This window comes from Paenibacillus sp. J2TS4, from assembly GCF_018403245.1.
Taxonomy (GTDB): domain Bacteria; phylum Bacillota; class Bacilli; order Paenibacillales; family NBRC-103111; genus Paenibacillus_L.
In genome coordinates this window covers 789,172-813,103 of the sequence record NZ_BOSH01000001.1, presented here as the reverse complement: position 1 = coordinate 813,103, position 23,932 = coordinate 789,172, and the positions used below count along the sequence as shown (strand labels likewise).

The following is a 23,932-nucleotide window of genomic DNA, read 5'->3' as shown; positions in this document are numbered from 1 at the left end:
TAACTTTGTGTTATAGCGACATCGGATCAATCGAAGTAAACGGCTTTGCCGGTTCTGGATGATTCGTAGATGGCTTCCAGGATTTCCGAGACGACACAGGCTTGCTCAGGGGTAACTACAGGATCGGTATCGTTCTCAATCGCTTCGATCCACAATCTCGCCTCCAGATCCGCCGCGCTGACCGACTTACCTTCATAGAAAGCGACTCCGCCGCTCTGCAGCGAAATTTTATTCTCATACAGCCGGCTCCGCTTCTCACCGTTAATCGTCAGTCCGTCCCACATATCGGCTCCGCCTTCCGTTCCGCAAAGCGTACACTTCGCTTCGCCGGCCTGAAGCATGTTAAGCGCCCAACTCGATTCCAATATAATGGTCGCACCGTTCTGCATCGTTATCATGCCAAAAGCGGAGTCCTCGACGGTAAATTCCTGCGGATCCCAAGGTCCCCAGGCGTTAGCCGCATTTTCCTTACCGGAGAGCTTATGAAAAGCGGTCCCCAGAACGGCCTTCGGCTTATAATTGTTCATCATCCAAAGGGTCAGGTCCAGCGCATGAGTCCCGATATCAATGAGCGGTCCGCCGCCTTGCTTCTCCTCATCCAGAAAGACGCCCCACGTTGGAACCGCACGGCGGCGGATCGCATGGGCTTTGGCAAAGTAAATATCCCCCAGTTCGCCGTCTGCACATACTTGATGCAAATATTGGCTGTCGGTGCGGAACCGGTTTTGATATCCGATCGTCAGCTTTTTGCCTGTTCTTTGGGCGGCCTCCACCATTCTTCTGGCATCGGCGGCCGTTTTGGCCATCGGCTTCTCGCACATCACATGCTTGTCTGATTCGAGCGCCGCGATAGTAATATCGGCATGCGAATCATTAGGCGTGCAGACATGCACGATGTCAATGGAGCTGTCCGCCAGCAGCTCCTTGTAATCTTCATATACTTTAGCTTCGGGAGTTCCGTATTTTTGAGCAGCCTCCTTAGCCTTCTCCGGAAGAATATCGCAAAAAGCGACCATCTCCACCTTATCAATTGCAGCCAGGCTCGGCATATGCTTGCCGTTGGCAATGCCTCCGCATCCAATAATTCCAACCCGATATTTAGCCGTCATCGTTTGATCCTCCCTATAAATTAGTTTATGTAATTGGCTTGCAGCCAGCGGATACTGGTTTCAACACTTTGCAGAGGAGGGTTCTGACAATGATCCTGCTCTACAATTAACCATTCCGCCCCCGCTTCCCCGGCTGTCGAAATCACTGCCTGAAGATCGATTTCCCCTTGTCCCAGCTCAACGGTCTGGGCCTGGCCATCCTCCAAGGTCCTCATGTCCTTGAGATGGATTAACGGCACTCGTCCCGCGTATTTGCGAATATACTCCAACGGATCCTGTCCGCCATGGTGCACCCAGCAAACATCCATCTCCACCACACATTCCTCGGGTTCCATCAAAGCAAACAGCCGGTCGAACAGTCTTTCGCCGCCTATCGTCTCTGTTAACTCAAAAGCGTGATTATGATAACCGAAGCGGATTCCATGCTTGCCGAGCTCATGGCTTGCCTTTGTAAACACAGATACGGTGTCGGGCAAGGCCCCCTCGGAACGCTGCTCCTCATTTAAAAAGGGGCATACGACATAAGATGACCCAATAGCGACGTTCATCTCGACGATCTCATCCAGCTTCTCTTTTAAATCATGGATAGATACATGACTGCCAATCGATTTCAATTGAAGCTCCTCCAGCAAGCTCTTCAGCTGCTCCGGTGACAATCCTCCGTAACCTGCAAATTCTACACCTTCGTAACCAAGAGCAGCCACTTTGTGCAAGGTTCCGGTAAAATCTGTCGCCGTCTCTGCCCGGAGAGTGTACATCTGCAGTCCGATTCCCATTCGCTTCATTCTCATTCCCCTTCACATGAAATATTTAACGCTCCCATTTCAAGAAAGGCTGTCGAGGCCCTGCTTTTATTCTATACTGGGAACGGCTATAATGAGAATGAATGATCCCACTAAATTCATGAATTATCTTGCTACGATTAGCTGGGAAAGGTGCGATTGCCATGAATAAGTTGTCCCCTACCGGGAACAAGCATGTCCTGAGCGCGGGGTATTCCCGACACAACAAGCCACTTACGATCAGCGAAAAAAAAGGAATGCAATGCTATTTGCTGCGGATGCAGACTCAGGGCCACTGCTTTATTTGGATTCGGGACAAATACCATTGGATTCAGCCCGGCGATTTGCTGCTGTTGTGTCCTTCGGATCCTTATGAGCTGATTGTCGGATATGAAAATCCTCATTCCCAAGAGCCGCTTAACAAAATTCTCAGTTCAGACTATTATTTAATGGTCGAAGGAGATTGGTTCGATCAATGGTGGAGTATGCGCAGCCGTCCTGCCAAAATTAACGTCGGTTCCGGGGAACGCCTCATGACGATTTGGAGACAGATCGTACAGGAAAAGAGGAGAGTTCACGATCAAAGCGATGAAATTTTAAAATGCTACAGTCAAATCCTTTGCCTGACCATCGACCGCCTCATCGACGAATCCAAGCAAGCCACCAGAAAATCTTCCTCGACTTCCATTCCATACCGGATGAAGGAATACGTGGAGCAGCATGCCACGGAAAATCTGACTTTACAAAATGTTGCGGATTATGTAGGCATTAGCCCGTCGCGGGCCAGCCATCTGTTTAAAGAAATCCACGGCAAATCCATCATCGATTATGCGATTGAGGTCCGTTTATCCATCGCCCGGGAACGGATGGAGTACAGCTCGATGACGCTGGAGCAAATCGCCGAATACTGCGGTTTCCAGAGCTACTCGTATTTTCACCGCGTGTTTCGTTCCCGACTAGGGTATTCCCCCAGTGAATACCGCCGAAGAATGCAGCATTGACCAAACCAGGCTACCCGATAACATGGTTAACCATATAGTGAACCGCGACGGCAAAGCCAGTGCCGGTAATCGCTCCGATCATGACATCGGATGGATAATGATAACCAAGGTACATGCGGGACCAGCCGACAAGAAAGGCGACGAAATACAGGAGGGGGGCCAAAGCGGGGACGGACAGGCTGATGGAAGTGACGGCCGAGAAAATAGCTGTCGTATGACCGGAGGGGAAGGAAAAGTCGGCCAGCAATTTAGTAGGTGCATGCAGCTGCGGGAGGGTGACATAAGGCCTTGTTCGGCTAAAGGATCTTTTGATCGCCTGAACCGCCAAATGGCTCATCGTTAAAGCGACGATTCCATCCCATCCGAACGCAGGATGAACAGGCAGTGCCAACAGCAGAACGACGTTAAACACCGCCCCTCCCAGGTGAGTGATTCCCCCCATCACTCGGTCCATCCATCGGGACTTCATTCGCCGGTTAATATAATAAAGCAGGCGAATTTCATTTTCCTTCAGCCTTCCGATCCAATTCGCCATCCACATTCACCTCTTTCCTTTAGTTTCTCACCTGCGGAAACGTTAATCCATGTCCCCTTGCCGGCTCGCGATTTCTCCGGGTACATAACTGTATGGACAACAATGAGCAAAGTCAGGCTGGACAACGAAACGAACAATAGTTTTTTCAGTTTGCGGATATCGATGGCGCTCATGATCGTTCACTCCATTCATCCTTTTGATCCTATTATCCCAGCCTAACTTCAAGACCGTGTTATGCGAAAATTAACGGATTGTTAAAATGAAAAAAATCTCCCTTCGAAGCCCTTCTAAGAGGAGCGACCAAAAGCGTAATCGTGGGCGCAGGAGCACCATTCCCATGCCAGCGCCGCCACGCGCGTCTCTCCCGGCGCGCGTTTAGAGCAATCGACTGCAATCATACAGTACTTTTGATCGAAATCCGCTCTTTTGGGATTATCGACTGCAATCTTACAGTCCATTTCTTCGATCCAGCTATTTTCGGGCCTAAATGGCCGAATCTACTGTATATTTGCAGTAGATCCTTCGCAATGAGAACAAAAGTCACCCATCGCCTGCACTTTTGCATTCCTTCATAAAATTTGGCCGGACCGGAGGCATTAGTTGATTGGATGCACCGGAAACGGCAGCTTTCTCTAGTGCCGTTTATATTGATAATTCATGAAGCTGAAACTTTTAAATTTGATATATGACGAAAAAAAGAACTGCTCTATCCACGGGTGATCCCGCGGGCAGAACAGTTCCAAAGAAGCAACTGCGGTGCCAAGACTACAGCGTCAAGACGACTGTATGCTCTTGACCATCGTCTCGCAGTTCCACTACAGCTCCCTCTTCTTCACTCCGTTCCGTCAATGGCTGCTCTTCACCATCTACCGACCAACCAGTCAATCCTTGACTCTTGCGCTCCGGATTAAGGATAGTGATGCGGTACATAGTGTCCCCAAAGCGGTACTGAATAGCAAGCTCCGGCCATTCGCTCGGAATGCAAGGCCGAACATACAGCCGTTCTCCCCGGCGAAGCAAGCCGAGAATCCCTTCGATGCAGGCCTGATACATCCATCCTGCCGCACCTGTGTACCATGTCCAGCCGGCGTGCCCCTTGTGCGGGTCTGTCGTATACACGTCGGCGGACATGACATAAGGCTCGCCGACATAACGCCTCACTTCGCCTGGGGTCCGGGTATGGGTAATCGGATTGAGCATGTGAAACAGCTCGAACGCTTTATCCCCGTTGCCCAACTGACACCAGGCAAAAATACTCCAGAGAACGCCATGCGTATACTGCGCTCCGTTCTCCCGAATGCCGGGCGGATACCCTTGGATATATCCGGGAGAAGGGTCCGTGCGATCGAACGGCGGAGTGAGCAGCGAGACGACAGACAGGCTGCGATCGACCAAATTTCGATCAAACGACTGCATCGCCCGGCGCGCCTTGTCCGCCTCCCCGGCTCCGGAAATAACCGACCAGGATTGGGCAATCGCATCGATTCGGCATTCCACGTTATGAACTGATCCGAGCCACTGGCCAGCATCTGTAAAAGCTCGCCGATACCATTGTCCGTCCCAGGCATGATCGTTCAGCGAGGCGGCGAGACTCGAGCGAACCTCCCGGTAGCGCTCAGCTCTGGCCGAATCTCCACGGCGTTCGCACAGCTCGGCAAAGCGGTCCAGAATGTAGCATATAAACCAGCCGAGCCAGACGCTCTCGCCTCTTCCCTCCGCACCTACCCGGCTCAAGCCGTCGTTCCAGTCGCCTATCCCGATGAGCGGCAGTCCGTGCTCACCGAAGCGCAGGGAGCGTTCGATAGCTCGAAGGCAATGATCATAAATCGTCCCGCTCTCTTCCGACGTGACGGTCACCTCATATCGTTCGTGCTCGTCCTCTCCCAGAGGCTCGCTCCGCAGGTACGGTGCGGTTTCCTCCAGAATACTATCGTCCCCGGTATGCTCCAGATATCGGGTTACGGAATAAGGGAGCCATAGCAAATCATCGGAAAAGCGGGTGCGTATTCCCCGCTCCGTCTCCTCATGCCACCAGTGCTGAACGTCTCCCTCTATATACTGATGAGAGGCGTGGAGAATAATTTGTGCACGCGTAAGATGCGGAAGAGAATGGAGCAGAGACAGCGAATCCTGCAGTTGATCGCGAAAGCCATAAGCGCCTCCGGCTTGATAAAAGGCGGTACGGGCCCACATTCGGCAGGAAAGGGATTGATAAAGCAGCCAACTGTTCACCATCAGATCCATTTCGGGGCTGGGCGAGGAGACCTGAATTTGTCCCAGTACACGGTCCCAGAAAGCCTGAACCTGGGTTAACGCTTCTTCACATTCCGCTGCTTTACTATATTTCTGTATCAGTTGCGCCCCAGACTCCCGGGATTCGCCGCAGCCCAGCAAAATATATACCGTCTGTTCCCCCTGCGGCTCGATGGACAGCTTAGCCTGAAGCGCTCCGCAAGTGTCGTGCCCTGTCCCCGTCCTGCCCGACAAGCAGCTGCGGCTCATTGCCGCGGGGTGATCCGGCGTCCCGAAGCGCCCGAAGAATTCCGCACGGTCCGAAGTCCAGCACAACTCCGGGGCCGAAGTCCCGGAGTGTGTTCGCTGCTTCGAAGCATCCGACGGATCAGTTCCTTTGCCCTTCTGGCGGACCATCGTCAAAAAGGCGGTCGCCTCACGGAACGATTCCTGATACGTATTGCGGGCGAACAAAGCATCATGCCGATCATTCCACTCCGTTACTACGAATGAGGCGTTGGCCTCCCGCTGCACCCCGAGGACCCATTCCGCATAATACGTTACGGAGAGGCGGCGTTTCTCTTCCGTTCGGTTCTTAAGCCGCAGACGAATCACCTTAACCGGATCGTCCAATGGCACGAAGACGGTCATCTCCTGATCGAGGCCATGACTTTCCTGATGGTAACGCGTATAGCCCCGACCATGTGAGACCGTATGAGAGCTGGCAGAATCCGTGCGGAAATGCGGAACCTGCCAAAATTCGCCGCGCTCCTCATCGCGCAAGTAGCAGATCTCTCCGGGACGGTCAATGACCGGATCGTTAGACCACGGCGTCAGCTTGCATTCCCGGCTGTTGCGCCACCAAGTATAGCCGGTATGGAGCTCGGACATCAAGGTGCCGAAGCCCGGATTGGCCATGACGTTGATCCATGGCGCAGGCAGGTGATTCCCGTTCTTAACGACGATTCGGTACTCCCGGCCGTCCGGGCTAAATCCGCCCCAGCCGTTGAACATGGATAAGGACTGGGGCTCTTCCGCGGATGGTCGGACCGTCGCCTTGGAGACCGATCCGACTGCCGGTTGGCCGGCCGGCTCCACGGTCCGCTGTTCTTCGCGCGATGCCACAAGCGGCCCCGGAAGACCTGCGGGAGCGCCCGCCCGTCTAAGCTGGGCTTTCAGGCTGGGACCCCCCGCATTCAGCACTACTTTGGCCGCCGCGAGAAGCAGCGTCTTGTCCGCCTCCGGAAGCTGGTTCGCGGCGATGATAGACAGTGTTCCCGGACTGGAGCCGTAGGGGTCTGTCCTTTGTTCAGCCGTACGCTGGATCGCTTCCTGCAGGTCCTGATGATAGCCGCCCAGTGACTCGTTAAGGATGACGAGATCGAGGGGCAGACCGAGGCGGCCCAAATACTCATGACCCATGATCAGTCTCGATACAAAGGACAGATGTGCCGCATCCTCGATGCGGACAAGCACGATCGGCCGGTCTCCGGAAATCCCGTGAGCCCATAGCCCCGATTGCCCCTTCGTATTGTCGGCAATCCGCCTGGCTCTCTCCGCATCTAAGTGGGAGCGATATAGAGCACGGCCCGCTAACGTCTGGAAAAGAGCGGTGTCCACCGCCTTTAGGTGCAGATGCCTGAGCTCGATTTGCGCACGCGTCCAGGCCAGCTGAAAAGTCCGCTCCACGGAATGCTCCTGGTTCAATCGCTTCACTATTCCTATCGCTTCTTCCCGCGTATCCGCGACTCCGGTGACGGCATGCAGCTGCATTCGCTGTCCCGGTTCAAGCGTTACTTGCCTGCGCATAACGAACGCAGGGTCGGCTACCGCTCCCAACGTGCCGCTAAGTCTCGTACGGATCTCCTGCGGATCGGATAACGTATGCCCGCGGCCAATGAACCGGACCCGGTCCGTCTCATATTCCAGCGATCCGCGGTCCGGCCGCGAAGCCATCAACGCATGAACAGCCCACATCGTCTGCTCCCCTCCGTCCCGTGGCCGTCTTTGGGCGAGCAAGCATTCGGCTTCCGGACTATATTCCGTCTGCACGAACAATTTACTGAAAGCCGGATGAGCATCATCGGCAGCGGGCGGCGCCAACACCAGTTCAAGGAAGGTTGTAACCTCCAGGGTCCGCGTTTCCTTCCCTTGATTGGTCAAAGTCAGCCGGCGAATTTCCGCGTTCGTTTCTGGAGAGACACAGATTTCCAGTTGCGTCCGCATCTGCTGATTTTCCCGGGTAAAGACAGCCTTCTCCAGCATGAACTGCGCTTGCTGCTCGTCCGACGGCCCGCGGCATGGCTGGTAGGTCGCCGACCAAACTTCATCCTCGGCTACATCACGGACATAAATGTAGCTTCCCCAGTCGTCCGCTGCCGGGTCCTCGCGCCAGCGCGATACGGCTATTGGGCCTATTCTGCTGAACCCGCTGCCGCTGTTGGTCACTACGGTCGTATAGGCGCCGTTGGACAATACGCACACCTCCGGCGCAGGAGTGTCCGGAGAAGAATATTCCCGAAGCGGAGCTACCGATTCCAGCTTGGTCTCCGGAGGTGTTCTTTCCATAACGAGGCGTTCCATTATTTTGGGACGCAAAGGAGCACGCTCCTTTAACAGGAGCTCGGCAGCCTGAACCCGCTTGTCGCTGTGAAAACGGTCGTACATTTTATGCGGCAGCAATAAATTAGCCAGCGTAAGCAAGCTCATGCCTTGGTGATGCGCCATGAAGCTGCGAATGACGATAAATTCCCGGTCGCGGGGCATCCGCTCGCGGGTATAGTCAATGGCTTCATAGAAACCGTATTTTCCCCGCGCTCCAAGCTCTTCCATCCTTCGCAAATCTTCCAGCCCTTGGTTTGCAGCATAGGGCAGCGCCATGATGGTCGCATACGGAGCGAGCACCAAGTCCTGTTCCAGCCCCCGCTTGAAGCCGAGACCGGGAACACCGAACGCCCGATATTGGTAGTTCATCTGATAATCATAGGCATAGTAGCCCGATTCCGAGATGCCGAACGGGACTCCGCGCTTGTGGGCATATTCAATTTGCTTGTCTATAATCCCGCGGTAAGTACGTTCCCAGATCGTATTCGGATAGGTCCGCATGATTAGCCATGGCATCATATATTCGAACATCGTCCCGGACCATGAAATCAGGGCGGCCTCTTTCCCGAGCTTAGTCATTGTCCGGCCCAGCGCGAACCAATGAGAGACCGAGACTTGCCCAAGGGCTATGGCCACGAAGCTGGCCTGTCTCGCCTCGGATGCAAGAAGGTCGTATAGTATCGTTTCCCGCACACCCGTATCCGCGTGATATCCCAACGCAAACAGCTTGGCTTTATGGTCATACAGCGGGCGAAAATCGGTTTCATCAATTAATTTGGCCAGTCTGTTGATTAATTCGTTCCCGCGCGCGGCCCACTCCTCCGAATGTTCAGAAGATCGTTCCTGATCTCCCTTCGGGGTCTCCTCCGTTGGATCAGGGCTCTCTCCCTGGACGGGGGGAAGCTTTTCCGGAGTTGGTTCCCTTGGCTCTATCTCGACGGCAAATTCCTCCATCGCCATTAACCCCCGCCTGCTTACACCCGCTTCCTCCCTTTCCTCCACCGACGCCCCATGGACGTGGTTGCTTATAGTCCGATCCGGGATGTCCTGCATTCTGAATTCGGTGCGAAGCCATTCCGCCAATCCTTCTTTAACCGTCATCAAGCAGGCTACAAAGTTGCCCGAATCGACCGTCGATACATACAATGGCGGCAGCGGTGCGAGGGAGACGGTATCGTACCAGTTATACAGATGGCCGTGCCATTTATCCATCCGCTCTATCGTACCGACTGTCCGCTCCATACGCTCAATCATCCCACGGGTATCGATAAAACCGAAATCCCGTGCCGCCAGCGTACAAGTCAGTAAAAAACCGATGTTCGTCGGGGATGTGCGGTGGGCCGCTCCATTCGGAGGCTCGATCTGAATGTTATCGGGAGGGAGCCAGTTATCTTGGGGTCCTGCAAAATCTTCGAAATAGGACCAGATTTGCTTGGCCAGAATGCGCAATTGCCGCTCTTCCTCTTGCGTAAACCGCGGAATGGCGCGATGCGGCGGTCTGTCCAGCCAGCGAACTCCGAATGGTGCCAGGGCCCATAGAACGCATAAAACCAGCCCCGCCGACATCATCCCCAGATCGTTGCTCGCCACAGAGGCCGCGGCGAACAGAACAATTAAAGCTATGCCCCCGCCTAAGCCTACTATTTCTGTTCCGTTTTTCCCTTGGTTCCGCCTTTCGATTTCCGCAGAGCTGACCCATTCCAGCAGGCGTTTTTTGGAAACATACAGCCGATAGACGCTTTTGAGAGCCGCATCCACCAAAACCACGGTCTGATATGGCAGTGTCCAAATCGTCAGAAGCGATTGGCCTATGGAAGACACCAGCCCGCGCGGATTCCAGCCTTGGCCCAGGCCCGTTATTAATTGGCGGGCTGCCGGCAGCAATAACGTAATCAAGGCAACGATCAACCATCGGCCAGAAGCGCCTGGAAGAACCGTCATTCCGAGCAGCAACAGGAGAAACAAGCCTGGAGGAACCAGACTTCTTCTTAAGTTGTCGATGATTTGCCAACGGGTCAGAGCAGACAAATCGATCGGTTGCAGCATCCCCCGGCGGTCACAAATGCGGGGAAACAGCCAGCATACTAATTGCCAGTCGCCCCGCACCCAGCGATGCAGCCGCAATTGGTAGGATCGGAACGTAGAAGGATAGTCATCAATCAATTCAATGTCCGAAAGGAGGCCCGCACGCAAAAAACCGCCCTCCAGCAAATCATGGCTAAGCACATGGTTGTCCGGAATCCGCTCGCACAGCACCTGCTGGAATGTGCCGACGTCGAATATGCCTTTGCCCGTAAAAATACCTTGCCCGAGCCCATCCTGATATGGATCCGATGCAGCAAACGAATAGGGATCGATGCCCGGGTCACCTGACCATAAATAGGCCAGACGCGAGCTCATGGCGGCCTCATGACTAATGCCGATTCGCGGCTGCAAGACCCCGTATCCTTCGACCACGCGAGTCCGGGTATCATTCAAACGGGGCTGATTGTAAGGCAGATGCATCGTGCCGATCATTCGCTGAGCAGACCCCATCGGGAGCTGAGTGTCCGTATCGAGCGTAATGATATAACGAATTCGTTCCAGCACCGAGGCTTGTCCGAATACAAACTGATAACTTGTATCCTTGCTTCCTTGCAGCAGCTCGACAAATTCGACCAGCTTGCCCCGCTTACGCTCCCAGCCCATCCAGACCCCTTCGGAAGGATTCCATTGTCTGCGGCGCTGATAGAGATGAAAGGTTGTCCCGTCTTCGCCGGAATAGGTTTGATTCAGCTTTTCAATTTTGGCCCGAGCTCTATCTACAATTTTCTGATCCTGCGGCGTGGTTTCCGTGTCTGTGTCTGTAAAGTCCCCCAAGAGCGCAAAATGAATATTAGGATCACGGTTAGCTAAATAGTGCAGCTCCAGCCGGTCCACCAGTTCTTCTGCTTCCTCGGGAGACGACCAAATAACCGGAATAACCACCATCGTGCTCGCCTCTCGGGAAACTCCGGCGGAAAAATCATACCTTAACAAAGGCCGGGGACGAGTCAATCGCTCGATCAGCCAATGTACTGCGGTAACTGCCCATTCACTGGCGGGCAAAGCCATAGCCAGCACGATCCAAAACCAATGGATCGGCTGCAGGACGCGTCCGGCTCCAACCCAAGCGGAGAAGCCGATAAGGACAACGGCGAACAGGATGGAAAGCCAGCTGAAGTAAGTGCCGGTTTCCCGGCGAACAGCCCCCGCCCGCCGTGGCCCCAGACGGGTATCGCTGCAGATGGCAAGAGCACGCCTCAGTTGCTTTATTCCGGCGGGCTCCAGTAAATAATAGGCGACGAACGTTCGTCTCGGCGGAAGCTCGCCGACCAGATGGTCCGCGGGAGGATCGGCCGGATTAACGGGAGGTTCATCCGTAAGATTTTCAGTATCATCAGCAAGATTACCGGCTCTCTCTCTTATCTCCACGACAGATTTTGGGTGAGCCTTGCAACCGGATGACCCGCTATTTGTCCTGGTCCCTTCCATCGGAGCTTCATCGGTCGCCGTGCTGAGAACATCCGGCTCTTTTTTTGCAAGTTCCGCTTGCGCCAGCTCTACAGCTTGTTTGGCGACCAAATTTTCCGGGACACGCAATCGGTACGCTATTTCCTCCACTCGCTTGCGAATAATATCTCTGCTCGAATCGTCAAGCAGAGAGTATACCCCGGTACCATCTTTTCGAAGGGTCTGCTCAACCAGACAAATCCGTTCGAACGTTTCCCTCCAATTCCACCGCTCCACTGTGCGAAAGCTGCTGATCAAATGACCGGCGGTCACTTGAAAGCCGGACTGAAGCTGATGTTCGTAAGAGACAATACGCTCGAGATTCTCCGATCCATTCTCCAATTTACAAATTAACCATTCCCGTACGACAGAAGCATCCTCGGCCCATTCCCTCAGATGACTGACCAGGTGTACGATCCAGGATCCGGCCAGCGGGATATCTTGTCCAGCTTCGTCCAAAGCGGTTTTGAGCTGTTCCGGATCGATTCTTGCTGGTTCCAGCCGCTCCAGAAAACGTTGGACCTCGACACATACCTCCCGCCGTTCCCGGACCAGCTCCATTTCCGCGGCAAGCCGGGAGGTTAAAGAAACCCGCAGCATGAGCGGGATGATCCATACCTCGGCCACGGTTAGCACCGAGACTTCCTGATAGGCTTGAATATAAACCATGAACGACTCGACATCCACGACGCCGTCCACTTGTTCAAGATAATCGGCGCAAACGGATTCGATCCGCAATTCCCCGCTTTTACGCAGGCTCGGCAATCGCCGCAGAACGGAGCCGGACAACTCCTCGCGAACCGTCAGCTCTTGTTCCTCAATGAATTCAGCGTTATCCAGCAGCCATTCCTCTGCCGGCTGTGAGCAGTGGCCATGACCCTCCTGCAAAGAACGAACAAACGAACGCAGACTTTCCACGTCCGCGTTAAACTTGGTCCGAAGCCGTGCGGCAGAACGAAGGGCCGGGCGAGTGTCATGCTTTAGCGCAAGCTCGCGCGCTTTTTGCTGTAAAAGATCATTGTTAAAAATCATAAGTCCCCCCAGAAGAAGGTCTGTAGTGTATTTTCCGAAATCATTGCTTATCCACACAATGAATGGGAGCATTTCAATCTAAATATTCCCAAAATGTCTCTGTTTTATGAATTTCGTTTGTTTTCCCTTTAAGTGAGAGTTCAAAAAAGTCTCTGTTTTATTTACGAAGGATATTCAAACTGCCCGGGATAGAAGTTGATTATAAGGAACTTTTTGGAATAAGGTTGTTGGATGGAGATTGCTTGGAAGGAAGTTGTTTGGAGGAAAGCCGATTCGACACCAAAAATGAATGCCGTAGATTACAAGCTGCTCCTTATGGTTTGGAGCCAAAGAGAATGGAATAAAAATAAGCTCCTAACGGAGCCTTTTCGGAGTTGAATAACCCGGTATTAGAGGCAGCTTTTTATGGCTCATATAAATCTTTTTTCACACCACATTAACGCTGTAAAGCGATTGAATATTCCTATGTGGAAAAATAGTCCCCCTTCCAGGGGACTTGGGGATTAGGCATAGGCCGGTTCCAAGGTTACTTTTTTTCAATAATGAAAAAGAGAGGGATAGGAGATTTACTGCCTATCATACTTCTTGGAGCGGTTGTGAACGGAACGACTTTCCGACCTGCTATCTGAGACGGATTGATGCTCATCGAGCAGCTCCAATTCATTAAAGAGGCTATCCATCCTCTCTACTTCGATTTTATCTCTTTTCCCTGTACTTTTTCCTTTATAACCACTTCGGGTACTTTTCATCTTACTATCAGATGGAGCATGTTTTCGGGAAGGTGCGATCTTCGAAGTATGCTTTGCAGCAGCCAATCCTTGCTCCTTTTGTTCCTCTTTCTTTTCCTCTTTCTTTTCTTCCCTCTTATCCCCCTTTCTTGCCCCTCGCTTGTCTCGCACTCCACCATCAGAGGATTTATTCTCCGTTGCTGCATCCGCTTCATTCTTCTTGGGAAGCTTCTCATTCACACTTGTTAGTCCGCTTCGATTAGGATGGATCGAGCTGGACTTGGACATCGTCTTCCCCTTATCGGAAGCCCCGCTCGAATCGACCGGATCGATGCGAGTTTTATTACGATATGCCGATCGTCTGCCCACGTCTTCCCCTTTCCGGTGCACCTTAGAATTAAAATACGGGGAGGAAGACTTTCCTGAAAAGCCGTTGCGGTTGTAGTAGGGGATCAAGCCACGATTTTTCATACCGCAGTCTCCCTTTCCTTAATTTCGATCTATACAGCATATTCAAGAAGCTAAACAAGGGACAGCCAATAATAGAAAAATAGATAGAGGTCCATTCAAGGACAACATTAAAGGAGATTGAAAACAACAATGGGAAGAACTTCTATCGGAGAATTTTGTAGACCGGTCTTGATGTTGCGGCAAAGCACCCTCTTGCACGAAATCTATTGCCGGACAGTGAATCGCGAATCATCTGCCGAATATACGACGAATGGTGCGTCAACGGTTAGCAATAACCGATAACGCACCATTGAAATTCTAACCTATTCTTCCTCTAATCTCCATGTTTACTCTTTATCTGTTTTCTTTACTCTTGCTCTATAAAATTATGGCTATGTTTTTACAAACGGACAAGGCCTGTCTCTATATATGTTGAACTAAAGAATAGCTGTCATTCCGTTCCGAAGGAAAGTGCCTCCGAAGCTTCAAACATCATACTCCTTCCCCAAAAAGTGAAGATGAGCTTCGAAGCAATTCCAGGTACTTTTCGGGGACCCCTAAACAACAGATTCCTTCTATATGGATGGGCCTTCGGATGGTTGGAATACAAAGCCAAAACTCGCCCTGGAAGCATCTTTCTTTCTCCACTTCATGAGCTATTTATTCATTAGTTCAATTTATATAGTTCCCCGTTCCGTTATTCTTCAATAATAATCCGGTTTAATTGGACATTGACCTCATTGGCAATGGTGTCTCCGACCGGACAGGTTCGTTCAATAAAACTAATAAATTGCTCCACCTGCTCTTGGGAAGCGTCGGTTTTAATGTAAATATTGTAGCGGATATCCGAGTATCCTCGGCGAACATCGGATTTATTCATGAAGCCGTCCGTATCGAGATCGCCTTCCAGCTCCACCCGGAAGTCATCGAGTTTGATGTTAAATTTACCCGCATAAACTCTAGCTACAATCGACTGACAGGCTCCCAGAGCACACAGAACCAGCTCCACGGGATTCATCCCGGTATCTGTCCCGCCCAAATAGGCGGGTTCGTCGATCGTAATTTCAAAATTTCTGGATTTCGCTTTAACTACCATTCCTTGCTGCAAGTGCGCGGACGCTTTAAACGTTTGGACAGCCATGTATAAAACCTCCTTGTATGTTTGTGGCTCAATCTCAAAATCAGTGCTTGACTGGGTATAGATCCATCTAACGAACTCTGGTAACGTTACGGAGACTAAAATTAAGGGGTTGGATCCTTAACGAATGTCTGTATCGTTATTTCCCGAATATCGCTTCACTTTCCCCTTTTTTCGTCACATTAGCGTTGCTCTGTTTCGTTAGGTTCGAAACCCGTCCGTTTTGCGCGGATTAAGCATACTACGATTCGTCAGACTTTTTCGTCAAGCGCTTATTTCTGTTTTGAGCCGTATTTGTTGTATGACTTTATTATACAGCTTTGTCCCCAATATTTGTGAATGTTTTCACATATTTTTTCGAACAAATTGTGGCTAATGAAACTGGCAGGACAATAAGCCTTTCGTGAGAGTCCCCCCTTCCATAAGCAAAAAAAGCATTCCTGCGATCCTATGTACGAGATGGGATCGGAATGCTTCTTTTGCTCTTCTTGTTATAAAAAGTGCTGCTGCCGGACTCCGATATTTCGCCAAAAATGAGCGAGGAGCACGCCCGAAGCTATCGTTGGCTATACTTTAAATCGTTTAACGATTTCCCTCAGGGTATTGGCTGATTCCACGTTTTGATTGGAGATCGAAGCAATCTGCCCGTTATTGTCCGCTATCCCCGCAGATTGGGAGGTAATCTCCTCCACTCGCTGGACATTGTCGCTAATCGAGCTGGTGACCTGCCCCAGAGCGGAAGCAGTACTTGAAATCGACGCCTGAAGCTGTTCGAAGGAAGCGCTGAATTCCGTCAACAAATGGTTGAAGTAAGCAGCGTCTCCGTTATATTGCTCCGAAGTATCAATCAGCTTGACATAGTCGGGTTGTACCTGGCGATCAATGAACTCCAGTACCTTCGAGGAACTTTCCGCCAAATGATTGACCGATTCCTCCACCGAAATTATTATCCGCTGAATATCGCTTACTACTACCGACGACTGTGCTGCAAGCTTGCGAACCTCTCCGGCCACGACGGCAAAACCTCTGCCGCTGTCCCCCGCCCTTTCTGCTTCAATAGCAGCATTAAGCGCAAGCAGATGGGTCTGCTCGGAAATTTCCAGAATGGCGCTGACCAGTCGATGAATCTGTTCCATCGATGAGGCCGACTGTCGGATCGCCGTCTCTGTCTGCTCCTTCACATCCGCATAAATTTGATCCGCCGTAGCACGGGAGGCGAGCGATATTTCTTTCAGTTGAACTGCCCGTTCACTGACCTCCTGCGAGGTCGATGCGGCTTCCGCCGTTTGTTCCGTCACCCCGGCAATCACTGTCTGGATATCACTCAGGGTCGCATTCATCTCCTCGGCTACCGCCATCGTTTCTTGCATGTGACTGAACAATTGCTTGGCAGCTTCGGCAGCTCCATTCGATTGCCGGGTCACCCCGTCCGTCGATTGCTTCACTTCTCGGGCGTTATCGCTAATCGAATCCGATACCGAGATTAACTTGTGCACCATCTCGTTCAATTGCTGGCGCATGACCATAATCGAGCGGGCCATCGCTCCCATCTCGTCCCGGGAGTTGAGCTTTTCCACATCGACGGCCCATTCCTTAAGCTCAAATTGTGCGGTTCGGTCGATGAGATGCCCCATACGTACGATAGGCTTGGTCAGCAGACGCCCGATTAACCAGGAGATGAGCAGAGCACCCAAGGCGGAAATCGCCAGTTTGAACCAGAATACTCTCTTTTGCTCCGCAATAATTTGCGCCAGCTCCTCATTATGATAAACGATCTCAATGATCCGGGAACGGCTTAAATCCCCATCTCGATCATCAAGCTTGTATGGAACGTAATGGTACGTTAACAGGCTCCCGTCCCGGCTTAATTCCACCTCTTGGACTTGTTGCGTTTCAAAGGCCTCCTGGAAGGAGGGAAGCAGCTCATCATCAATTTTAAAGGCTTTGCCATCCTCACCCTGCTTTCCAAGTGCATAACCGGTCGCAGTAAATAAGGTTATATCGTTCACAACATTGTAATTTTCAATAATCCGCTCGGACGCATCCAGAAAATTAAAGGTTTTAAATAAGTGGCTTTCCTCCAGATTGACTCCGACCTCCAGCAAGTATTGGTGGTCATGAGTCGGTAAGTAAGCAAACTTCTTGATCGCCCCGGTATTGACGGAAACATCCATTCCATCAGCGGTAAATTCGCCCCCTTCCATCCTTTTATGCAGAAGGGCGGCAAACTCCTTTGCGTTGGCGAAGCTAAGACCAATATCCGAGGCCAGACTGGAGTAGGCTACTGTCGTTTGTTTGTCTATTACAAAAATATCCATATCATTAAACTGTTCTTTTAAGGCTGCGAAATCCCATGTATCGAAATAAGGATTTTCCATATACTTTTTAGCCATTAATTCCAGAGAAGCCTTCATCCGTTCTTCCATATCCTGCTCGAATACGTCATAAACCAGATCGACATTCTGGACGGCATTCCTGATGTTGTCTTCCACCAGCTGATACTGTATCTTCTTCTCGGCAACGATGAGTCTTTCCAATTGCCTGTTATCGATAAAAGATAAAACGCCGGCTACAATAAAGGTAAAGACCGAGATCGTAATCGTTAATTTAGTGCGAAATGACCATGATTTCTTGAACATAGGGCTCGTCTCCTGATCCGAAATAAGGATGTCATGCACCCTTTTTTATTTTTTACAATTGTTTACATGGGCAATAAGGCAGCTTCTTTGTTCGGTTTAATCTAAAATGAAACTGATTTGTCTTTTGACAAGTAGACTCCCTTTTCAGTTGATAAACAACTTAAACAACTCCACCTTTCACTAATGTATTGCCAGTGCCTGAAGACTTATCTTCCAATAGAATTTTTTCAACACATTCACTACTTTAGAACTATATCGGAAAGTTAAGATAGAAAATTTACAAACTCCATTATTTATTTTCTCTATTTAAAGAAGGGAAAATTATTCAGGGCCTGATCAAGCCATGAGAAAAGCGATCCCTTAAGCAGAATATCTGCAAAAAGAGACCGCTTCTATAAATCTTGCTGCTATTCTTCAGGCACCTGCACCTTATCCGGCCGTCCGACAAAACGCCAGAAGTTGTTGCGGAACAGATCCGCTACATCTCTGCGAATTTCAGCCGCTTCCAGCTTCCAGCCCGTCTTCAGAACATCGGAATACTTCTCTATAAGCACATCGGCAATCAGTTCTTTCGAATGCCGCCATTTATAGATCAATTGATCGAGAACACGCGCATCGGAATGCTGAGGAACGACGCTCAACCCAAGCAATTCAAGACGCATGCGGGTCATTTCGTTAATAATGACCGGATTGTTAAGGAACCACCAGCAGCCAAAAACCATCAAATTGCGGAACTTGCGGCCCAATACGGCCAGCTCATGCTGATTTTCCCGCGACAGCATCGTCACGATGAATTTATTGTCGGGGTATTGCGACAGCAGATACTCCAGTGCTTCCATCCCCGCTGGACCCAGGAAGTCGCCGGCATCGCCGAGCGCCGGATGGACCTTCTTCTTGACGCCAATCATCATGGCGAACGGAATTCCCGCCTCGCGCGCCACTGGCAGAATGCAATCGCGAATGATCCGTCCGCGGTCGGATTCCTCCGGATAAGCAAATGTCGGGGGCAGCGATACGGCCATATACAATGGATTCATGCGCCCGATCCAATCTTTCAGGAAGCGGCGGACCTCCGCCGCGGTTGGCTCGTCCCAATCCTCACCTACCGCGTACCCCCACTCACGGAGACGATGCTTGCCGGACTCGAATTCGTTCAGCAGCGGGTCGATTCGAAGCGCCGCGTGGAACCGGGAATCGGGCTTCGTGCCCGCGAGCCAAACCGCCCGCTCCCGGTCATCGAACGGGTCATTGGTCATCACCACGTGATCGACATTTGCCAGCTCCAACACTCGGTCGACCTGGCTACAACGATCGGCTTTGCCTATCACCTCACGGTACCGCTGCAAATCGCGAGTGGATAAATCCAGCCCGAGTCCCTGCAGAGTGGTCAGAACTCCGCGGCATGCTTCGCTTACCGGCGAATGCTCCACGAACAGCTTGTTCCAGATTAGCTCGGCCTGCTGCTGCTTGCTCAGCTTCCAGAAATCGTCTATGGAAATCTCACTCCACCTCATCACTTCCGCCACCAGATAATGGTAAGTGAGCAGTTCATCAACGCCCCATAGCAAAATGTCGCCAAAATTGGGGGAATAAAGGTGAGTATGCATATCCGTAACTTTTTGACGTTGGACCGCGTCCTGCACGACAGCGGCCAGTTGCTCCCGTTCGCTTATCATTCTCGCTCTCCTCCAATCTGAAATTTTCTCCTTCAGAGCTGCTGTTTATTTGCCCAACAGCTCCAAATGGCGTCCGATATGACGGATCAACGCCTGTTCGTATTCCGCTTCCCGTTCCTCCAACGTGCGGTACAGCTCTTCCTTAAACAGACTGTGTCCCTGCTCGTCCTTAGCCTGCAGAAGCAGCCCGTACGTAATGTGAATCAACTGACGAGCGTTATTTTCGTCCATATACTCCGGCAGTCGCTCATCGCTCATTTCCGCCAACGGTACGATTGCATCGAAGTCGGTTGTTACATGGTAATAGGCTAACGCTTCAGGGTAATGGTTGAGCGCATATTCATGCATTCTCCGATACAATTGCGGATGGACTTTAGCAATGGTTCGCATCGCTTCGAGCCAGTTCGTTCCCGCCGTTTTCACATGGAAACGGCCCTTCGTATACTTGGCAATCATCGGAAACACGCTAAATTTGTCACTGCCGGAATGAATGCTCAGCTTGTAGCCAAAATGGTCCGCGATCGCGGAATGGATTTGCAGCTCTTGCTCAAATTGGCGAAGATCTCCAATATAATCTATTCCTTTTTGGAATTCTCCGCAAAAACGGGGAGCCACGCTGTACAAATCAAGCCCTGCCAAATACAATTCATGAGCTACCATATAATGAGCCGCCGGATCGGTCGGCGTCATCGTCTCGTCTATCGACAGCTCAAAATCGATCGGACGACCCAGGTTGCGGATATATTTCTCATAGATTTCAATCGTAAACCCAATGGCATCTAAATAAACCAGCGCATACTTTTGCAGATTCGCCATATCAAAATGAATGGCGACAGAGCCCGCTTTAATCTCTTGCTGCAAATACGTCTGCTCCAGCCGCTTCCTTACGTCTTCCGGCAGATTAGCGTATTGCTGGGCAATTTCCTCCTCGGATTTGCCTTCGATCGTGTTATCGATCCGATCGGAGCAATCCAGAGTCAGCATAGTGAAGCCGAGTCCCAACGCCATTTCAATATCCTGCTCCACCTTCAGATGGTCGCCATCGGCCCCAAAACCGTCGCGGTACCCTTCTTGCAGAGCCGCATAACAGGCGGAATCCAGCACCTGCTTGTAATCGCGGTTGGTCAGGTTAAGCTCGCGGATGCTTTGTTGAGCCAGCACCGGTCTGATTCCTCTGCCTCGCACGGTCTCAATATGTCCGGGGGAAGCCAGGCCGAGCCGGTCCCCCAGACCGATCGTCGCCGTCTGCTTGCCTAGTGCCCGGGGAGCCGTATACGGCAGCAAACGGTTAAGCACCAATCGATTCTCATGAGTCAGTCCGCACAGCTTATAGCCGCTTCTCTCTTCGCCGTTCAGTTGCTGATAGAGCTCCCCGCTGCCCCAGACCAATAAGCCTTTGCCTTCCAGTCCTTTCACCATAAGCAGCTTAACGCCGTCCAGCGATGTATAAGACCGCCCGTACACAACGATTTGCCCTGCATGCTCCCCATTCTCCGGGAAGCTGATTCTTCCTTCCCTGCCTAAGTCTACCTCCGCTTCATTCCACTGCTCGATAAGAGCCAAATAAAGATCCATTCTACTTTCCTCCTTCTTCGACTTTGCAAAAGTGCTCGTTAAAACTTGATTAAACGATCAAGGTTAACCGGCTGCCCGGTCCGCAAGGATTGGTTGCCCGCTATCCCGGTCAGGATCGAAACTGCTCCATCGATGTGTGAAGCTGCCCGGTTGAACGGGTCCGGCTCTGGAGTTCCGAACAGATCATTGAGCAGAATGGGATCTCCGCCTCCATGCCCTCCCTCCCTTTCTTCTATAGCCACCTGATAAGGCTCGGCGAACATCGGATGAACGGTAACGGATTTATGCTTCAATGCGCCTTCCTCGGATTTTTTGCCGCCGGAATTGACATAAGGCCGTTCCACGACCTTCACTTCCAGCCTGCCTTTACTGCCGTTAAACACAATATTGAAGCCTTCCCAAGGCAAGTAGGCGTTCAAAGAATAAGTAAGGATCGCTTTATTTTTGTAGCTGACCATAACTCCAAGCGTATCTTCAATATTAATTCCGTCGCCAAATACGCTCTGATCTCTCTGATAGCCGTCCTCATGCTCCGCATCGAGGTATAGCGATTTCAAATGACTGTTCTTCTCCAGATCAAGGGCGAAAGGATCATGGCGGGCAATCTCACTGCCGTAAGCTCTTTGGTAGAACTGGGTTACGCCACGATTTTCCGCGTTCTCGCGTCCATAGAAGCGCAGGCCGCCCAAGGCGTAAACCGTCTCCGGATGGGTGCCCAGCCAGAAATTAACGAGGTCAAAATGATGCGTCGATTTGTGGACCAGCAGTCCCCCGCTGTTGCGCTTATCCCGATGCCAGCGACGGAAGTAATCGGCTCCGTGCTTCGTATTGAGCAGCCATTCGAAGTGAACGGAGAAGACCTCTCCGATAACGCCGTCTCGAATAAGCTCCCGAATCTTCGTGTTATGCGGAGCATAGCGGTAGTTGAACGTTACCCGCAAATCTCGGCCGGTCCGCTTCACGGCATCGATAATTTGCTGGCATTTCTCTTCATCCACCGTCATAGGCTTCTCCGTGATGACGTCGCATCCCAGTTCCATCGCGCGAATGATATACGTATGATGAGTTCGGTCGACGGAAGTAACAATGACAATATCCGGCTTCGTTTCGGCAATCATCCGGTCAAACTCATCTGCGCGATAAGTTGGCACGGGCTCGCTTCCGTATTTGTCCTGAAGCAGACGGTTCGCGTAATTCATTCGGGTCTGATTGATATCGCAGAAGGCAACCAACTGGGAAGTTTCTCGGTACTTCTGGGCCAATGGGCCGTAAAAAAACTCCGCACGACCGCCGGTTCCTACAAGCGCATACTTTTTCAGCATCATTATCCATTCTCCTTTGCCTCCGGCGCATTTCAGAGTCCGATCCCCGCTGCCAGATCAAGAGCGTCAACCCTTTTCAGGAAACGGAAAGGATACGAATCTGACGCTCTTAAGCGCATTCATTGAAAGGAAATCGAGGAATAGGATGGTCGATAGCGCCGGGTAAATAGAATCAATTTTTATTCATTTTATCGCAAGAATAGATGTATATCTAAACAAATATTGCCCATTAATATAAAAACCTTGCATATTTTGTCTATATATTTCGCAAATATTGTATGATATTATTATCGAAGCCGAAACGGATGTCGAGGCACCCGCAACCTTGTAGAGTAGGAGGAGAGAATGTGGATTTATTTCTTATTGAGCAGGTCAAACGGACAGGCCATTTCACGATGTCCGCCCATCATTTTCACCCGTACTATGAAATTTACTACTTGTTGCAAGGGGAGAGGGATTACTTCATTAAAGACCGGACTCATCCGATTAAAGAAGGCGGGATCGTCTTCATTGACAAGTATGAGCTGCATAAGACGACCGATACCGGGGTCGCTAATCACGAGCGCATCCTGCTTCAGTTCGAAGACCAATGGCTGAGCCCGTTTGTCGATCCGGTATGCTATACCCCTTTTCAGAGCCGCTCCAAATGGATCGCCTTGAACTCGGAGGAGAAGCAAGCTGTAGAGAAGCTGTTGTTCGCTATGCTGGGGGAATACAGGGATAAGCCTGCCGGCTGGAAGACGAACGTGCAGGCCATGTTAACCCAGCTTCTTATTCTGGCAGGCCGGCGCTTTATGGAAGAACCGGAGAATTCACCGGAGCAGGCTAACCCGCTGCAGCGCAAAATTTATGAAATCGTGGAGCATATCAACAGTCGGTATATGGATGAAATTACACTGGGCTCCGTGGCAGAAGAGCATTATATCAGTCCCTACTACTTAAGCAGAAAATTCAAAGAGGTTACGGGATTTACGTTCGTGGAATATGTCAACAGCGTGAGGATTAAAGAAGCTCAGAAGCTGCTGCGAGAGACCGACCTGAAAATCATCCAGATTGCCGAGCAGGTCGGGTATGAGCAAATCGCTCATTTTGGCCGGGTTTTCAAGCAAATGATGAGGGTCAGTCCGCTCGAATATCGCAAAAGAACCAAACGAAAGGACAGCCCTTAAGCGTAAACGGCTGTCGCCGTCCTTTAACGGCGAAATAACGTTTCGCGGTGAATTATAAGCATGATTATAAGTGTGAATCTTATAAAATTCTTATAATTTAAGAAAAACGCCAGACGGCGTTCTATGAGGATGGATAAGCGTAAGTGTTGGTGTTGGTGCACCGCTGACAATCGACTGCAATAATACATTACTTTTGACCGGATTCCGCTCTTTTGGGGTCATCGACTGCAATCATACAGTCGATTTCTTCGATTCAGCCATTTTCGGGCCTACATGGCCGAATCTACTGTATATTTGCAGTAGATCTGGTGAAATGAGATCAAATGTCACCTATCGACTGCATTTTTGCATTCCTTCATAAGTTTGGAAAGAGACCCGCTCATCCCCGGAAACTATAATTTCTGTAATG

At 51.1% G+C, this 23,932-nt stretch carries 13 protein-coding genes; 2 read left to right on the top strand and 11 right to left on the bottom strand.

Features of this window, described 5'->3' with window-relative positions; genetic code table 11:
* Positions 1 to 26: 26 nt before the first annotated feature.
* Together KJS69_RS03555 and KJS69_RS03550 are read right to left on the bottom strand one after the other, a co-directional pair.
* A complete protein-coding gene (locus tag KJS69_RS03555; RefSeq protein WP_213581605.1) occupies positions 27 to 1,109 on the bottom strand; it encodes a Gfo/Idh/MocA family protein in 1,083 nt (360 codons plus the stop codon).
* A 20-nt stretch (positions 1,110 to 1,129) separates the two neighbouring features.
* Positions 1,130 to 1,894, bottom strand: a complete 765-nt coding sequence (locus KJS69_RS03550; protein WP_213581604.1) for a sugar phosphate isomerase/epimerase family protein — start codon at positions 1,892 to 1,894, stop codon at positions 1,130 to 1,132.
* 161 nt (positions 1,895 to 2,055) lie between these two features.
* Here KJS69_RS03550 and KJS69_RS03545 point away from each other — a divergent pair, with 161 nt between their 5' ends.
* The gene (locus tag KJS69_RS03545; protein ID WP_213581603.1) at positions 2,056 to 2,892 is read left to right on the top strand and encodes an AraC family transcriptional regulator; all 837 of its coding nucleotides are present in this window, start codon (positions 2,056 to 2,058) and stop codon (positions 2,890 to 2,892) included.
* A gap of 10 nt (positions 2,893 to 2,902) precedes the next feature.
* On the opposite strand, the gene KJS69_RS03540 is transcribed toward KJS69_RS03545, so the two are convergent.
* From KJS69_RS03540 to KJS69_RS03500, 9 genes are all read right to left on the bottom strand, one after another.
* Positions 2,903 to 3,427 (bottom strand): phosphatase PAP2 family protein, encoded by a 525-nt coding sequence (locus tag KJS69_RS03540; protein WP_213581602.1) that lies wholly within the window; start codon positions 3,425 to 3,427, stop codon positions 2,903 to 2,905.
* On the bottom strand, positions 3,403 to 3,600 hold the full coding sequence (locus tag KJS69_RS03535; protein WP_213581601.1) for a hypothetical protein: 198 nt from the start codon (positions 3,598 to 3,600) through the stop codon (positions 3,403 to 3,405). Before KJS69_RS03535 ends, KJS69_RS03540 begins: the two co-directional genes overlap by 25 nt.
* Before the next feature lie 592 nt (positions 3,601 to 4,192).
* Entirely contained in the window at positions 4,193 to 12,826 is an 8,634-nt protein-coding gene (locus KJS69_RS03530) for a glycoside hydrolase family 94 protein (protein ID WP_213581600.1), read from the bottom strand.
* Positions 12,827 to 13,392: 566 nt separating this feature from the next.
* Positions 13,393 to 14,025: a hypothetical protein gene (locus KJS69_RS03525; RefSeq protein ID WP_213581599.1), complete on the bottom strand. Its 633-nt coding sequence runs from the start codon at positions 14,023 to 14,025 to the stop codon at positions 13,393 to 13,395.
* A 676-nt stretch (positions 14,026 to 14,701) separates the two neighbouring features.
* Entirely contained in the window at positions 14,702 to 15,145 is a 444-nt protein-coding gene (locus tag KJS69_RS03520; protein WP_213581598.1) for an OsmC family protein, read from the bottom strand.
* A 563-nt stretch (positions 15,146 to 15,708) separates the two neighbouring features.
* Positions 15,709 to 17,781 carry a methyl-accepting chemotaxis protein gene (locus KJS69_RS03515; protein ID WP_213581597.1) on the bottom strand — a complete coding sequence of 691 codons (2,073 nt, stop codon included), beginning with the start codon at positions 17,779 to 17,781 and terminating at the stop codon, positions 15,709 to 15,711.
* Between the two features lie 407 nt (positions 17,782 to 18,188).
* Positions 18,189 to 19,457: a glucuronate isomerase gene (locus KJS69_RS03510; protein ID WP_213581596.1), complete on the bottom strand. Its 1,269-nt coding sequence runs from the start codon at positions 19,455 to 19,457 to the stop codon at positions 18,189 to 18,191.
* 45 nt (positions 19,458 to 19,502) lie between these two features.
* Positions 19,503 to 21,032, bottom strand: coding sequence for a tagaturonate epimerase family protein (locus KJS69_RS03505; RefSeq protein ID WP_213581595.1), 1,530 nt, complete (start codon positions 21,030 to 21,032; stop codon positions 19,503 to 19,505).
* Positions 21,033 to 21,070: 38 nt separating this feature from the next.
* Positions 21,071 to 22,357: a Gfo/Idh/MocA family protein gene (locus tag KJS69_RS03500; protein ID WP_213581594.1), complete on the bottom strand. Its 1,287-nt coding sequence runs from the start codon at positions 22,355 to 22,357 to the stop codon at positions 21,071 to 21,073.
* A gap of 344 nt (positions 22,358 to 22,701) precedes the next feature.
* On the opposite strand from KJS69_RS03500, the gene KJS69_RS03495 reads away from it, so the two are divergent.
* Positions 22,702 to 23,523, top strand: a complete 822-nt coding sequence (locus KJS69_RS03495; RefSeq protein ID WP_213581593.1) for a helix-turn-helix transcriptional regulator — start codon at positions 22,702 to 22,704, stop codon at positions 23,521 to 23,523.
* The last annotated feature ends 409 nt before the right edge of the window (positions 23,524 to 23,932 follow it).